This is a genomic window from Streptomyces cyaneus (genome assembly GCF_004028635.1).
Taxonomy (GTDB): Bacteria; Actinomycetota; Actinomycetes; order Streptomycetales; family Streptomycetaceae; genus Streptomyces; species Streptomyces cyaneus.
This window is the reverse complement of the sequence record NZ_RQJW01000003.1, coordinates 843,783-858,053: the sequence shown is the minus strand read 5'-3', so window position 1 is coordinate 858,053 and position 14,271 is coordinate 843,783. Positions and strand designations below refer to the sequence as shown.

The following is a 14,271-nucleotide window of genomic DNA, read 5'->3' as shown; positions in this document are numbered from 1 at the left end:
GACCATGCCGTACGGATCGCGGCTCGCCGCGATGATGACACGGCGCATCGGACGCGAATGCGTCTACACGCCCTCCGCCCGGCTCGCCCTGTACCTGGCGCTGCGGCGCTGGTGCCGGCCCGGTGGACGGGTGCTGATGTCCCCGGTGAACGACGACGTGATCCTCTTCGTCGTCCTCGCCGCCGGACTGCGCCCCGTGCAAGCCCCGGTGTCCCAGTGGGACGGCAACATCGACCCGGCCGCCGTACCGGAGTCCACCTGGCGGAACGTGGACGCCGTCCTGACCACGAACCTGTACGGGCTGCCGGACCGGGTCGTCGAACTGCGCCGCCGCTGCGACGAGTTGGGGATCCCGCTGATCGAGGACGCGGCGCACGCCATCGGCACGCATGTCGACGGGCAGCCGATCGGCACCTTCGGCAGGGCGGCGGCGTTCAGCCTGTCCAAGCACGTGGCGGGGATGGCCGGCGGTTTTCTCGCCGTCGAGGACGCGCGCACCCGGCGGGAGTTGGAGCTGCTGCGCGACGATCTGCTGACCCCGCGACGCCTGCGCGCCGACCTGTCCACCACACTGCGCCCGCTGGCCCGCTCCGCCGTACGCTCGCTCCACCTGGTGCGTCCCGTGTGGCGCACCATGCAGCGCCTGGGGCTGCTGGAACGCGACGACTTCCGCATGGCCCTGCACGCACCCCGCCTCGCCGGCAGCGCACGCCACGCGCCGAGCCTGACCGCGTACGAGCCCTGGGTACGGGTCGACCTGCATGGCTTCCGGTCCCGTCACGGGGCCCTGGTCCGGGGGCAGTTGGAGCTGCGGATGGCCATGCTCGACGGCGACCTGGCTCGGCGCCGGGCCGGTGTCTCGCTGCTGTCGGGCACAACCTGGGCCAGCCCGGCACTGCGCGACCGGGCGGGCGACGGCCCGCCGCCCCTCTTCCGGGTACCGCTCCTCGTCCACGACCGCGACGCGCTCCTCGAACGCCTGGTGAATCACGGCGTGGTCGCGGGATACGTCTACGACCCGCCGCTCGACGACTACGCGGGTGCCGAGTTCGTCGAACCGTCCCCCGACCCCTCCGGCGCCCGCTGGTTCGCCGCGCACACCCTGCCGGCCGACCCCCTCCTGGCCCGCAGGATCACCAACGCCCTGACGAAGGAGCGGGCGACCACCGCACACCCGCCGGTCCCGACCACTCCCGTCTTCGACACCACGACCAGGCCGCCCACCCCCCTGGGCCAGTAGCGGTCGTCTTCCGGGTGCCCCGGCGGCGTCGGCCCGCGCCGCCCGGCCCCACCTTGCCTACCCTGGAGGTGTGGCCCGTCCCAACGACGAGGTCGCCGCGCTGCTCCAGGAGTACGCGGATCTGATCTCGATCACCGGAGGAGACGCGTTCAAGGCGCGCGTCTACGAGAAGGCCGCCCGGGCGATCGGCGGCCACCACGCCGATGTGTCCAAGCTCGACGTCAAGGGCCTGAAGGAGATCCCCAACGTCGGCAAGTCGATCGCCGAGAAGGTCGTCGAGTACTTCTCCAACGGCAGCGTCTCCGCCGTCGAGGAGCTGCGGGCGAAGATCCCCGCCGGGGTCCGGCAGCTCACCGCCATCCCCACGCTCGGCCCGAAGAAGGCCCTGGTCATCTACCAGGAGCTGGGCATCTCCACGACCGAGGAACTGGCGGACGCCATCCACGAGGAGCGGCTGCGCGACCTGAAGGGCTTCGGGCCGAAGACGGAGGAGAACATCCTGCACGGCATCAGCCTGCTCCAGTCCTCCGGCGACCGCGTCCTGATCGACGTCGCCATGAGCCTCGCCGAGGACATCGTCGCCGAGATGTCGCAGGTCACCGGCTGCAAACGCTGCTCCTACGCCGGCTCGCTGCGCCGCGTCCGCGAGACCATCGGCGACATCGACATCCTCGTCGCGGCGAAGAAGTCCGAGCCCGTGATGCGGGCCTTCACCGAGCTGCCGTACGTCTCGGAGGTCATCGCGCACGGCGAGAAGAAGACGTCGATCCGCACGAGCAAGGGCCTCCAGGTCGATCTGCGCGTCGTACCGCCGGACTCCTGGGGCGCGGCGCTGCAGTACTTCACCGGCTCCAAGGCGCACAACATCCGCACCCGGGAACTCGCCGTCCACCAAAAGCTCAAGCTCTCCGAGTACGGGCTCTTCGACACCGAGACCGGAAGGAAGATCGTCTCCGAGACCGAGGAGGACGTGTACGCCCGGCTCGGCCTGCCCTGGATCCCGCCCACCCTGCGTGAGGACCGGGGCGAGATCGAGGCCGGGCTGCGCGGCGAGCTGCCCGACCTGGTCCAGGAGAAGGACATCCGGGGTGATCTGCACACCCACACCGACCTCACCGACGGTCTCGCCCCGCTGGAGGAGATGGTCGCCGCGGCCGCCGAACGCGGCTACGCCTACTACGCGGTCACCGACCACGGCCCCGACATGGCCATGCAGCGCATGACCGACGAACGGATCCTGGCCCAGCGCGAACGCGTCCGCGAGCTCGACACGGAGTACGGCAAGCGCGGAAAGCGGGCCGGCATGCGGCTGCTGCACGGCGCCGAGCTGAACATCGGCCCCGACGGCGACGTGGACTGGCCGCCGGAGTTCCTCGCCGGCTTCGACCTGTGCGTGGCCTCCGTGCACTCCCACTTCAACCAGGGGCGCGAGGCACTCACCCGGCGGATCGTGCGGGCCTGCGAGAACCCGCACGTCCACATCATCGGCCACCCCACCACCCGCCTCCTCGGCAAGCGGCCCGGCATCGACGCCGACCTCGACGAGGTCTTCGCCGCCTGCGCCCGCACCGGCACGGCCCTGGAGATCAACTCCCATCCCGACCGGCTCGACCTGCGCGACGAGGACATCCTGCGGGCCGGACGGCACGGCGTGAAGTTCGCCGTCGACAGCGACGCACACGCCGTCATCCACCTGGCCAACCTGCGCTACGGCGTGGGCACGGCACAGCGGGGCTGGCTGACCAAGGACGACGTGATCAACACCTGGCCGCTGACCCGGCTGCGGCGCTTCCTGGACAAGGGCTGACAGCGCCTAGAGGAACGGCGTACCCGGGTCGAGCCCGGACAGGACCCGGCCGTAGATCTCGAGGTTCGTGGCGGGGTTCACGAACGCATGCAGATTCAGGGCGTGCAGGTCCCGCACGGCCCGCTGGATCGGCACTTCCCGGTGCAGGGACGACGCCCCCGACGCTGAGCCGAGCAGATCGACGGCCTCCTTGCACAGCCGCGCCACATAACCGCTCTGCGCCCGGACCCTGGCCCGCTCCTCGGGCGTGTACGGCTCGCCGGACTCGGCCCGCGACTCGATCAGGGCGACGAATTGCGCGGTCAGCAGCTCGGCGCAGGAGATCTTCATGGCCGCCTCGGCCGCCTGGAGATGGGTGAGGGTGGCCTCGTTCTGCCGCGCGTGGAAGGTGTACGTGATGCCCCGTCGGCGACTGCGCTCGCTGAACTCCGCCAGCGCCGAGCGGGCCAGACCGAGGGCGATCGGCGCCGTCCACGCGCAGAACAGCAGCAGCACGGGCATCCGGTAGAACGGGTCGTCGGCGTTGGCCTTCGACGGGAACTCGCCCGCCAGCAGCGGCCCGACCGGCAGCGTGCGATGGGCGGGCACGACCACGTCCCGCGCCACGACGCTGTTGCTGCCGCTTCCGGCCAGCCCCGACACGTACCAGTCGTCGAGGATCTCCAGCTCGGCCATCGGTACGGCGGTCCACAGCAGCTCGGGCAGACCGTCGCCGGAGTCGGACTCGGGCTCGACCCGGACCGTCAGCAGGTGCCAGTCGGCGTCGTGGCAGCCGGTGGCGAAGCCCGAGGTGCCGTTGACGACGTAGCCGCCGTCGGAGCGGACCGCCGTCGCGTCCGGGACCAGGGTGCCGCCGACCCGCACATCGGGGCTCGTGAAGATCTCGTCCTGTGCCTCGTCGGGGAACAGCGCCGCGATGTAGGAGCAGCCGGCCTGGATCACCGTCTTGAACGCGGTCGAGCCGCACGCGGCGGCGATCTCGGCCACCGCGTCCACCTGGGTGCTCGGCCGGCTCTGGTAGCCGCCGTACCGTCGGGGGACGTTCATCCGGTGGATCCCGGCGTCCGCCAGTGCCGCCGCGACCTCGGGCGCGACCCGCCGCTCCTGTTCGGTGCGCAGCGCGTGCTCGCGGACGACGGGCCGTAGAGCCCGTACGCGGGCGACCAGATCGACATCGGTGCCGGCTACTGCCATGGGTGACCTCCCGGGCACGACGAGTCATCACCGTGACGCGGATGCCGAGTGCTGTCAACGCCCCACTCCTGAGCCCAAGTTGAAGCGCTGGATCGCTTCGGCGCGCCCTGTGATCTTCGTTCGTTTGAGCGGCGGTCGCGACGGGGAGCGTGCGGAACGTGGGTCGAGCCGAACGGGTCAGGCTTTGCCCATGTCGCCGCAGAGGGGTTGTCCTGACATTAGGTCCCTGCCTAGGGTCAACTCGAAGTGCAAGCGCTTTCTGAGCGGGCTGTCCGTCGGCCGTCCGAGGAGAACTGCATGTCCCCAAGCACCGCCCGCCGTCGCGTCGCCGTGATCGGCACCGGCGCCATCGTCAGCGGCAGCCATCTCCCCGCGCTGAGACACCACGCCGACCGGGTGGAGCTGGTCGCCGCCGTCGACGTGGACCAGGCCAGGCTGGACGCCTTCCGGGAGCTCGCGGGCGAGGACGTCGCCGGGTACACCTCGGCCGGCGACATGCTGGATGCCGTACGCCCCGACCTGGTCCTGATCGGCACGCCGCCGTGGCTGCACCGGGAGCAGACGGTCACCGCGCTCAAGGCGGGCGCCTGGGTGCTGTGCGAGAAGCCGCTGTGTCTGTCGCTCGCCGAGTACGACGACATCGCGGCGGCCGAGGAGGCGTCGGGCGTGTACGCGTCCGCGGTCTTCCAGCACCGGTACGGCTCCGGTGCCGTGCACGCCCGTGAGCTGATCACGAGCGGTGAGCTGGGCGCCCCGCTGGTCGCGCACTGCCAGACGACCTGGCACCGTGACGCCGCGTACTTCGCGGTGCCCTGGCGCGGGCGGTGGGCGACCGAGGGCGGCGGGCCGACGATGGGGCACGGCATCCACCAGTTCGACCTGCTGCTGCATCTGCTCGGACCGTGGGCGGAGATCCGGGCCATGGCCGCGCGCCTGGTCCACGACACCGAGAGCGAGGACGTCTCTACGGCCCTCGTGCGCTTCGAGAACGGCGCCCTCGCCACCGTCGTCAACAGCGTGCTCTCCCCGCACGAGGTGAGCCGCATCCGCATCGACTGCGCCGACGCGACGGTCGAACTCACCCACCTGTACGGCAACCGCAACGACGACTGGGTCTACACCCCGGCCCCCCACGTCCCCTCCGAGCGTGTCACCGCCTGGCGCACCCCCGCGGCGGACGTGCCCAGCTCGCACACGGCGCAGCTCGGCACCCTCCTCGACGCCTACGACAACGGTGTCCGACCGCCCGGCAGCGGCCCCGACGCCCGGGCCACCCTCGCCTTCGCCGCAGCCCTCTACAAGGCCGCGTTCACGGGAAGCCCGGTGCTCGCGGGCGAGATCAGCCCCGGCGACCCCTTCTACCAGGCCATGCACGGCGACCACCCCCACTGGGCCCTCAAGGAGCGCGCATGAGCATCCGCGTCACCCACGTCCACGGCGACCACATCGCCGTCGAGGCGGCGAACGGCACGGAGATCCTCCGCTACGTCTACCGCCCCGACCCGGAGGCCTTCGAGTCCCGCAAGCCCTACGCCCACCCCGTGCGCACCCTCGCCGGGCACACCGTGACCGGCTACCGGCCGAGCGACCACCGCTGGCACAAGGGCCTGCAGATGACGGCGAGCCATCTGTCCGGGCAGAACTTCTGGGGCGGCAACAGCTATGTCCACGGCGAGGGTTATCTCCCGCTGCCCGAGCGGGTCGGCTCCATGCGGCACGACGGCTTCGCCGACTTCGCGGCCGAGGACGATCGGCTGGCCTTCACCGAGGAGCTCACCTGGGTCGAGAACGGCGGCCAGGAGTGGGCGCGCGAGGTGCGCGGGCTGACCGTCCACTCGGTGGACGAGGAGGCCGGCGCCTGGGCCCTGGACTGGTCGATCCGGCTCACCAACCTCCGTGCCGAGCCGCTGGCCTTCGGCTCGCCCACCACCGCCGGACGCGAGATGGCCGGCTACACCGGACTCCAGTGGCGCGGCCCCCGGGACTTCACCGGCGGCACCGCCTTCGGCCCCGACCTCGACGGGGGAGCCGGCGCGGACGCGGGCAAGCTGATGGGCACGCAGGGCCCGTGGCTGGCCTTCACCACCGAGCACGACGACGTCGACGGCCACTCCACGCTCGTCTTCGCGCATGCGCCCGAGAACCTCGACGCGAACGCCGCGATCCACGAGTCCCACTGGTTCGTGCGCTCGGAGCCCATCCCGACGGTGGCGTTCTCCTGGGCGTTCTTCGAGGAGTTCGAGCTGCCGCCGGGCGAGTCCTTCGCGTACCGGTACCGCGTGGTGTTCGCCGACGGGGCCTGGGACCGGGAGCGGGTGGGCTCTCACCTGGAGGCAATGCCGTGGTGAAGCCGAACCTTCCGCATCCGCTGCCCGGCGCCGTAGGCCTGTCCCATCTCAGCGCCTACGACTGGGAGGCCGCGGACGGGGTGTGCGGAGGCAGCCCGCATCTGCACCTGGTGTGCACGGAGGCGTACGTCGTCACCGGCGGCCGGGGTGCCGTACAGACGCTGAGCCCCGACGGCTACCGGGACATCCCCCTGGAGGCCGGCTCGGTCGCCTGGTTCACGCCCGGGACTGTGCACCGTATGGTCCAGGGCGGCGATCTGCGCATCACCGTGCTGATGCAGAACAGCGGCCTGCCCGAGGCCGGGGACGCCGTCTTCACCTTCCCGCCCGAAGTGCTCGCCGACCCCGAGAAGTACGCGGCCGCCTCTGTACTCCCGCCCGGTACCGGCCCGGAGACCGCCGAGGCCGCCCGGCGCCGCAGGGACCTCGCCGTCGAGGGCTACCTCGCCCTGCGCGAGGCGCTCGTCGCCGGTGACAACGGCCCGTACCGGGAGTTCCAGCGCGCCGCCGCCCGGCTCGTCCGTGCCAAGGTGCCGAACTGGCGGGAGCTGTGGCGGGCCGGCGCGCTGGCCACGGCCGAGCGCACGGGCGCCCAGCTCGATGCGCTGGAGGCGGGCGAACCGGCGTACCTCGCCGACGCGACAGCGCACGAGGCCGGGCCGACCAGGCTCGGCGGGTTCGGGATGTGCGGGCGCCGGGACGAGTACAACCTGCCGGGGGTCACGCTGCCGTACCAAGGCGAGTAGCAGGCTCAGGGGGGCCGAGGGGGGCCAACAGAAAGTCCGAGGAGAGAAGAGGTGACCTCGGCATGCCCGGACACAGGACAACGGGGTTCTGCGCGTCGGCCGCCGCACTCGTGCTCTGCGCGATGCTGGCCGGCTGCGGAGGATCCGGGGAGTCGGTCGGCGGCGGCAAGGTCGTGCTGCGCTACACGTGGTGGGGCAACCCCGACCGCGCGGAGCGCACCGAGCAGGCCGTCGCCCTGTTCGAGAAACAGCACCCGAACGTCCGGGTGCAGACGTCGTTCTCGGCCTACGAGGCCTACAAGCAGAAGCTCGCCACGCAGGCCGCGGGCGGTGACGCCCCCGACGTGATGCAGCTCGACTACCGGCAGATCGACCAGTACGCCTCCGGCGGCGTCCTGCTCGACCTCGCCGAGCAGAAGGCCGACTTGCGCACCGGTGAGATCGACGCGGGCCTGCTCGCCACCGGAAGGCTGGACGGCACACAGTACGCGATCCCCCAGGGGCGTGGCACCGAGACCGTCGTCTACGACGTCAAGGCGTGGAAGGCGTCTGGCGTCCCCCTCCCCGCCAAGGACTGGACCTGGAGTGAATGGGCCGACGCCATGCGGGCGTTGGCGAAGAAGACCGGCAAGCCCGGCGCCACCGACCCCGGCCAGAGCGAGGACTGCTTCGAGGTGTGGCTGCGCGGCCAGGGCAAGTCCCTCTACACCAAGGACGGCGGGCTCGGCTTCACCGCCGCCGACCTGGCCCGCTGGTGGACCTTCACCGACGAACTCCGGCGCGCGGGCGTCGTATCGCCCGCCGAGCAGACCACCCAGCTCGACGGCTCCGTCGAGAACACCCCGCTCGGACGCGGCGAGGCCACGGCCGACGCCAACTGGGATGCCCCGTCCAGCGGTTACCTCGCCCTCATACCGAGCGGCGTCGCCCTCGCGCCGATGCCCTCGGGCGAGGACGGCACGCCCGGCCAGTACTTCAAACCGTCGATGTTCCTGGGCGTCGGGGCCAACACCGGCCACCCGAAGGAGGCGGCCCAGCTCGTGGACTTCCTCATCAACGACGAGCAGGCCGCGAAGATCCTCGGAGCCACCCGCGGCATCCCCGTCAACGAGTCGATCCGTGAGGCGATCGAGCCGCAGCTCAAGGACTTCGACAGGACGATCGCCGACTACCAGGCCTCCCTGGAGGGCTCCCTCAAGGCACCGCCTCAGGCACCGCCCTCCGGCGACAACGCCCTGCAGGCCACCTTCCAGCGCGACTACGACCAGGTGTCGTACGAGCGCATGTCGCCCCGCGAGGCGGCCGAGAACTACGTCACCGAGGCGAAGGCGGAGCTGAGGTCATGACCACCACCGACATCCCCGCGCCCGCCGCCAGGAAACCGGGGGCGACCACCGCCCCGAAGCGCCGCCCCAAGCGCGAAAGCCAGGGCCCCGCCTGGGTGTTCCTGTCCCCGTGGGTGCTCGGCGCGATCGTCCTGACGCTGCTGCCGATGGCTGTCTCGCTGTACCTGTCCTTCACGGACTACGACCTGTTCAATCCGCCGCGCTGGGTGGGCCTGCGCAACTACGTCCAGATGTTCACCGAGGACCCGCGCTACTGGCGGTCGGTGCTGACCACACTGACGTACGTCGTCATCGCCGTGCCCCTGCAACTCGCGCTCGCCCTCGTCGTCGCGCTCGCCCTGAAGTCCATGAAGCGCGGCAAGGGCTTCTACCGGTCGGCGTTCTACGCCCCCTCGCTGCTCGGCGCGTCGATGTCCATCGCCCTGGTCTGGCGCGCGATCTTCAACGACGGCGGCACGGTGGACAACCTCCTCGGCACCGGCGGCTGGGTCAACAAGCCCGGCTGGGCGCTGCTCGCCGTGGCGTTGCTGACGGTGTGGCAGTTCGGGGCGCCGATGGTCATCTTCCTGGCCGGCCTCCAGCAGATCCCGGGCGAGCTGTACGAGGCGGCGGCAGTCGACGGGGCCGGGAAATGGCGGCAGTTCCTGTCCGTCACGGTGCCGATGCTGTCACCCGTCCTGTTCTTCAACCTCGTACTCCAGACCATCCAGGCCTTCCAGGTCTTCACGCCCGCCTTCGCGCTGAGCGCCGGCAAGGGCGGCCCAGCCGACTCGACCCTCGTCTACACCCTCTACCTCTATGACCGCGGCTTCGTCGCCTCTCACATGGGCTACGCCTCCGCCATGGCCTGGGTGCTGCTGATCGTCATCGGCGGCGTCACAGCGGTGCTGTTCCGCACCTCGCGCTCCTGGGTCTTCTACGCCTCCGAGGGGGACCGATGACCACCACCACAACTCCGGTTGTCCGCAAGCCCGTTGCCTGGGGCCGGATCGCCCTGCACGTCGGCTGTCTGGCCGCGCTGCTGGTCATGCTGTACCCGCTGGCGTGGCTGCTGGCGACCTCTCTGAAGCCCGCCGACGAGGTCATCGCGAGCCTTGACCTGCTGCCCAGCCACCTGGAGTGGTCGAACTACTCCACCGCCCTGGACGGCGTGAACGACGTGTCCGTCTGGCGGCTGCTGTCCAACTCGCTGCTGATCGCCGGTGGCGCGGTCCTCGGCAACGTCATCAGCTGCTCCCTCGCCGCCTACGCCTTCGCACGCCTGCGATTTCGCTTCCGCGGCCCGCTGTTCGCGTTCATGATCGCGACGATCATGCTGCCGCACCACGCGGTACTGATCCCGCAGTACATCATCTTCAACCGGCTCGGCCTGGTGAACACGTACTGGCCGCTGATCCTGCCGAAGTTCCTCGCCACCGAGGCGTTCTTCGTCTTCCTCATCGTGCAGTTCATGCGCGGTCTGCCGCGCGAGCTGGAGGAGGCGGCCCGTATCGACGGCTGCGGCCCGTTCCGCAGCTTCTTCAAGGTCGTGCTCCCGCTCACCCGGCCCGCGCTGATCACGACCGCCATCTTCACCTTCATCTGGACCTGGAACGACTTCTTCACCCAGCTCATCTACCTCTTCGACCCGGACAAGTTCACGCTCACCCTGGCCCTGCGGTCGTTCGTGGACGCGTCCAGCACCTCGGCGTTCGGCCCGATGTTCGCGATGTCCGTGATCGCGCTGCTGCCGATCGTGCTGTTCTTCCTCGCCTTCCAGCGCCTGCTGGTGGAGGGCATGGCCAGCTCCGGGCTCAAGGGGTGAGCGAGATGGGAACACAGGAGCCGGGCGAGGTCTTCGGGCCGCGGATGACCCTGTTCGCCGACGTGCTGAGCGTCGGCCTCGCCACGGCCGTGGCGAGCCTGCCCGTCGTGACGGTGCCGGCCGCGCTGTCGAGTGCGTGCGCGGTGCTGCGGGGCGCGGGGGAGGGGCAACCGGCCACTGCCGGGCGGTACTTCGCGGTGCTTCGGCGGCGGCTTCGGATCGGCGACTTGGCGGCAGGTGTCATAGCCCTGGCCGGTGCGCTGCTGTGCGCCGCCGACCTGGCGCTGGCCGGGGCGGGGCTGCCCGGGGCGCCACTGTTCGCGGTGGTCGCCGGGGCGATCGGCGCGGCCGCCACGGTGGTGGGCCTCAGGGCCTGTGCGCGCCCCGAGTCACTGACCGACTGGCCGGCCGCCGTACGTGCGGCGGCACGGGACGCCGTACAGGACACGGGCGGCAGCGGACTGGTGCTGCTCGCGGTCGTCACGGCCGCCCTGTGCGGGTGGATGCTGCTGCCGCTCGCCTTCCTGGCTCCGGGGCCGTTGGCCCTGGCGCTCACTGCCGTTCATCTCCGACGGACCGGAACATCCAAGAGTTAAGGGCGCATTGGGGCACATGTGGTGTGAAGGCGAGGTGCGGGCGTCAATCATCTTGTCATGAACCTGCGCCCCGACGGGCGGGTCGCAGCCTCATGGAGGTGTGGAATGCACCGCACACTCGCCACCGGTCTCGCCGCCTCAGCCCTCTCCCTCCTGACCGTCGTCACCACGGCCTCAGCGGCGGACGCCGCTCCCGCCGACAAGCCCCAGGTGCTCGCCAGCTGGACGCAGACCAGCGCGTCCAGCTACAACGCCTGGGTCGCCGCCCGTTCCAACCAGTCCACCTGGGCCGCCTACGGTTTCGACTGGTCCACCGACTACTGCTCCTCCTCGCCCGACAACCCCTTCGGCTTCCCGTTCGCCACGTCCTGCGCCCGGCACGACTTCGGCTACCGCAACTACAAGGCGCTGGGCACCTTCAGTGCCAACAAGTCACGCCTCGACAGCGCCTTCTACGAGGACCTCAAGCGTGTGTGCGCTGGCTACAGCGGTGCCTCCAAGTCCGCCTGCAACAGCACGGCTTGGACCTACTACCAGGCCGTGAAGGCCTTCGGCTGACAGCCGCCTGATGTCCCGTCACAGGCCAAGGGGCGCCGCACGTCGCGGCGCCCCTTCCGGCTCGGCGGGGTGTCAGTCGGCGGCTCGGAACGAGCGCAGCCGCAGGGAGTTGCCGACCACGAAGACCGAGGAGAAGGCCATGGCCGCACCGGCGATCATCGGGTTGAGCAGTCCCGCTGCGGCGAGCGGCAGCGCGGCGACGTTGTAGGCGAAGGCCCAGAACAGGTTCGACCGTATGGTGCCGAGCGTCCGGCGGGAGAGCCGGATGGCATCGGCGGCGGCGCGCAGATCGCCGCGCACCAGGGTGAGGTCGCCGGCCTCGATCGCGGCGTCCGTGCCGGTGCCCATCGCCAGGCCGAGGTCGGCCCGGGCCAGGGCGGCCGCGTCGTTGACGCCGTCGCCGACCATCGCCACCGAACGGCCCTCGCCCTGCAGTCGCTTGACGACATCGGCCTTGTCCTGCGGCAGCACCTCGGCGATGACGTCCTCGGGCGCGATGCCGACCTCGCGGGCGACGGCCTCGGCCACGGCCCGGTTGTCGCCGGTCAGCAGGATCGGGGTGAGGCCGAGGGCGCGCAGTCGCCGGATCGCCTCCGGGCTGGTCTCCTTCACCGCGTCGGCGACCTCCAGGACGGCCCGCGCCTCGCCGTCCCAGGCGACCGCGATGGCGGTACGACCGGACGCCTCGGCCTCGGACTTGGCCCGCCGCAGCGGCTCGGGCAGCTCCATGGCCCACTCCTCCAGCAGCCGCTCCCGGCCCACCAGCACCGCATGGCCCTCGACGATGCCCTGTACCCCCAGACCCGGCACGTTCGCGAAGTCCTCCGGCGTGGGCAGCGACCCCAGCTTCTCCACCGCCCCGTCGGCCACGGCACGGGCGACCGGGTGTTCGGAGGCATGCTCCAACGCGCCCGCGAGCCGCAGGACTTCGGCCTCGTCGGCGTTGTCGGTGGTGTGCACGGCCAGCAGGGTCATCCGGCCGGTGGTCACGGTGCCGGTCTTGTCGAGGACGATTGTGTCGACCTTGCGCGTGGACTCCAGTACCTCCGGCCCCTTGATCAGGATCCCGAGCTGCGCGCCGCGCCCGGTGCCGACCATCAGTGCGGTCGGCGTGGCCAGGCCCAGGGCGCACGGGCAGGCGATGATCAGTACGGCGACCGCGGCGGTGAAGGCGGCGGCCATCCCCGCGCCGTTGCCGAGCCAGAAGCCGAGGGTGCCCAGCGCGAGGGCGATCACGATCGGCACGAACACGGCGGAGATCCGGTCCGCGAGCCGCTGTGCCGCTGCCTTCCCGTTCTGCGCGTCCTCCACCAACTTGGCCATCCGGGCGAGTTGGGTGTCGGCGCCCACCCGGGTGGCCTCGACGACGAGGCGGCCGCCCGCGTTGATCGTGGCGCCGGTGACGGGGTCGCCCTGGGCCACCTCGACCGGCATGGACTCGCCGGTGAGCATCGAGGCGTCCACCGCGGAGGAGCCCTCGACGACCGTCCCGTCAGTGGCGATTTTCTCGCCGGGACGGACGAGGAAGCGGTCGCCGACCTTCAACTCCGCGACGGAGACCGTCTGTTCGGTGCCGTTCGCGCGCAGGACGGTGACGTCCTTGGCGCCCAGCTCCAGCAGTGCCTTCAGGGCCGCGCCCGCCTTGCGCTTGGAGCGGGCCTCGAAGTAGCGCCCGGCCAGGATGAACGCGGTGACTCCGGCCGCCGCCTCCAGGTAGATGTTCCCGGCACCGTCACTGCGGGAGATGGTCAGCTCGAAGGGGTGCGTCATGCCCGGCTCGCCCGCGGTGCCGAGGAACAGCGCCCACAGCGACCACAGGAACGCGGCCGACGTACCGACCGAGATCAGCGTGTCCATGGTCGCCGCGCCGTGCCGCAGATTGGTGAACGCCGCCCGGTGGAAGGGCCATGCGGCATACGTCACGACGGGCGCCGCCAGGGTCAGCGACAGCCACTGCCAGTACTCGAACTGCAGGGCCGGGATCATGGCCATCGCGATGACGGGGACGGCCAAGGTCACGGCGGTGACCAGCCGCTGCCGCAACGGCCGTAGTCCGTCGTCCTCGTCCCGGCTCTCGGGCGCCTCCCGTACGGGCGGCGCGGGCTCCTGTGCCGTGTACCCGGTCGCCTCGACAGTGGTGATCAGGTCCTGGACGGAGACCTCACCGCCGTAGCTGACCTTCGCCTTCTCGGTGGCGTAGTTGACGGTGGCGGTGACCCCGTCCATGCGGTTCAGCTTCTTCTCGATACGCGCCGCGCACGAGGCGCAGGTCATGCCGCCGATGGCGAGCTCTACCTCGGTGGTGGGCTGGGACGCGGTGGTGGTCATCGCTGCTCCTGGTGCGGGGTGGGGCCCGCCGCCCGGGGCGGCCGGGCACGGGCGGTTCGGGGGCGGGTCAGGCCGCGCGGCCGGTCAGCTCGTAACCGGCCTCGTCGACGACCTCGGCGATCAGGGCGTCGTCGGGCTCGGTGGCACTGGTGACGGTGACCTGCCCGGCGGCCAGATCGACACTGACCTCGGTGACGCCGTCCAGCTCGCCGATGACCTGGGTGAGCGTGGCCTTGCAGTGCGCGCAGCTCATGCCGGAGACGGCGTACGTGGTGGTGGACATGGGTTCCTCCTGCGAGTCCGG

13 protein-coding genes are annotated in these 14,271 nt (G+C 71.0%); 10 read left to right on the top strand and 3 right to left on the bottom strand.

All coding sequences use genetic code 11. The features are described 5' to 3' along the window. Window positions 1-4: 4 nt before the first annotated feature. Window positions 5-1,240, top strand: coding sequence for a DegT/DnrJ/EryC1/StrS family aminotransferase (locus tag EHO50_RS12775; protein ID WP_128430004.1), 1,236 nt, complete (start codon window positions 5-7; stop codon window positions 1,238-1,240). 70 nt (window positions 1,241-1,310) lie between these two features. Then, window positions 1,311-3,047, top strand: coding sequence for a DNA polymerase/3'-5' exonuclease PolX (gene polX, locus EHO50_RS12770; protein ID WP_128430003.1), 1,737 nt, complete (start codon window positions 1,311-1,313; stop codon window positions 3,045-3,047). Window positions 3,048-3,053: 6 nt separating this feature from the next. Here polX and EHO50_RS12765 read toward each other — a convergent pair whose 3' ends face one another. Continuing rightward, complete coding sequence (locus EHO50_RS12765) at window positions 3,054-4,241, bottom strand: flavin-dependent monooxygenase (RefSeq protein WP_128430002.1); 1,188 nt, start codon at window positions 4,239-4,241, stop codon at window positions 3,054-3,056. 297 nt (window positions 4,242-4,538) lie between these two features. Between EHO50_RS12765 and EHO50_RS12760 the strand changes: the two genes are divergently transcribed. The 8 genes from EHO50_RS12760 to EHO50_RS12725 all read left to right on the top strand — a co-directional run bounded on the left by EHO50_RS12760 (window position 4,539) and on the right by EHO50_RS12725 (window position 11,639). Further along, window positions 4,539-5,654, top strand: a complete 1,116-nt coding sequence (locus tag EHO50_RS12760; protein WP_128430001.1) for a Gfo/Idh/MocA family protein — start codon at window positions 4,539-4,541, stop codon at window positions 5,652-5,654. Further along, complete coding sequence (locus EHO50_RS12755) at window positions 5,651-6,589, top strand: DUF6807 domain-containing protein (protein ID WP_128430000.1); 939 nt, start codon at window positions 5,651-5,653, stop codon at window positions 6,587-6,589. The genes EHO50_RS12760 and EHO50_RS12755 overlap by 4 nt, the downstream gene beginning before the upstream one ends. Continuing rightward, on the top strand, window positions 6,583-7,335 hold the full coding sequence (locus EHO50_RS12750) for a cupin domain-containing protein (protein WP_128429999.1): 753 nt from the start codon (window positions 6,583-6,585) through the stop codon (window positions 7,333-7,335). The genes EHO50_RS12755 and EHO50_RS12750 overlap by 7 nt, the downstream gene beginning before the upstream one ends. A gap of 62 nt (window positions 7,336-7,397) precedes the next feature. Continuing rightward, window positions 7,398-8,681, top strand: a complete 1,284-nt coding sequence (locus EHO50_RS12745) for an ABC transporter substrate-binding protein (RefSeq protein ID WP_128429998.1) — start codon at window positions 7,398-7,400, stop codon at window positions 8,679-8,681. Continuing rightward, window positions 8,678-9,622 carry a carbohydrate ABC transporter permease gene (locus EHO50_RS12740; protein ID WP_128429997.1) on the top strand — a complete coding sequence of 315 codons (945 nt, stop codon included), beginning with the start codon at window positions 8,678-8,680 and terminating at the stop codon, window positions 9,620-9,622. Before EHO50_RS12745 ends, EHO50_RS12740 begins: the two co-directional genes overlap by 4 nt. Further along, the gene (locus EHO50_RS12735; RefSeq protein WP_128429996.1) at window positions 9,619-10,485 is read left to right on the top strand and encodes a carbohydrate ABC transporter permease; all 867 of its coding nucleotides are present in this window, start codon (window positions 9,619-9,621) and stop codon (window positions 10,483-10,485) included. Before EHO50_RS12740 ends, EHO50_RS12735 begins: the two co-directional genes overlap by 4 nt. 5 nt (window positions 10,486-10,490) lie before the next feature. Beyond that, on the top strand, window positions 10,491-11,081 hold the full coding sequence (locus EHO50_RS12730) for a hypothetical protein (protein ID WP_128429995.1): 591 nt from the start codon (window positions 10,491-10,493) through the stop codon (window positions 11,079-11,081). Between the two features lie 105 nt (window positions 11,082-11,186). Continuing rightward, entirely contained in the window at window positions 11,187-11,639 is a 453-nt protein-coding gene (locus tag EHO50_RS12725; RefSeq protein ID WP_128429994.1) for a phospholipase, read from the top strand. 72 nt (window positions 11,640-11,711) lie between these two features. Here EHO50_RS12725 and EHO50_RS12720 read toward each other — a convergent pair whose 3' ends face one another. Continuing rightward, the gene (locus tag EHO50_RS12720) at window positions 11,712-13,967 is read right to left on the bottom strand and encodes a heavy metal translocating P-type ATPase (RefSeq protein WP_128429993.1); all 2,256 of its coding nucleotides are present in this window, start codon (window positions 13,965-13,967) and stop codon (window positions 11,712-11,714) included. A gap of 67 nt (window positions 13,968-14,034) precedes the next feature. Then, complete coding sequence (locus tag EHO50_RS12715; RefSeq protein ID WP_128429992.1) at window positions 14,035-14,250, bottom strand: heavy-metal-associated domain-containing protein; 216 nt, start codon at window positions 14,248-14,250, stop codon at window positions 14,035-14,037. Window positions 14,251-14,271: the final 21 nt, after the last annotated feature.

Coding starts and splice junctions, on each gene's coding strand:
- EHO50_RS12725 (WP_128429994.1), top strand. CDS start 11,187: ATGCACCGCACACTCGCCACCGGTCTCGCCGCCTCAGCCCTCTCCCTC.
- EHO50_RS12775 (WP_128430004.1), top strand. CDS start 5: ATGCCGTACGGATCGCGGCTCGCCGCGATGATGACACGGCGCATCGGA.
- EHO50_RS12765 (WP_128430002.1), bottom strand. CDS start 4,241: ATGGCAGTAGCCGGCACCGATGTCGATCTGGTCGCCCGCGTACGGGCT.
- EHO50_RS12735 (WP_128429996.1), top strand. CDS start 9,619: ATGACCACCACCACAACTCCGGTTGTCCGCAAGCCCGTTGCCTGGGGC.
- EHO50_RS12730 (WP_128429995.1), top strand. CDS start 10,491: ATGGGAACACAGGAGCCGGGCGAGGTCTTCGGGCCGCGGATGACCCTG.
- EHO50_RS12740 (WP_128429997.1), top strand. CDS start 8,678: ATGACCACCACCGACATCCCCGCGCCCGCCGCCAGGAAACCGGGGGCG.
- EHO50_RS12720 (WP_128429993.1), bottom strand. CDS start 13,967: ATGACCACCACCGCGTCCCAGCCCACCACCGAGGTAGAGCTCGCCATC.
- EHO50_RS12715 (WP_128429992.1), bottom strand. CDS start 14,250: ATGTCCACCACCACGTACGCCGTCTCCGGCATGAGCTGCGCGCACTGC.
- EHO50_RS12745 (WP_128429998.1), top strand. CDS start 7,398: ATGCCCGGACACAGGACAACGGGGTTCTGCGCGTCGGCCGCCGCACTC.
- EHO50_RS12760 (WP_128430001.1), top strand. CDS start 4,539: ATGTCCCCAAGCACCGCCCGCCGTCGCGTCGCCGTGATCGGCACCGGC.
- EHO50_RS12755 (WP_128430000.1), top strand. CDS start 5,651: ATGAGCATCCGCGTCACCCACGTCCACGGCGACCACATCGCCGTCGAG.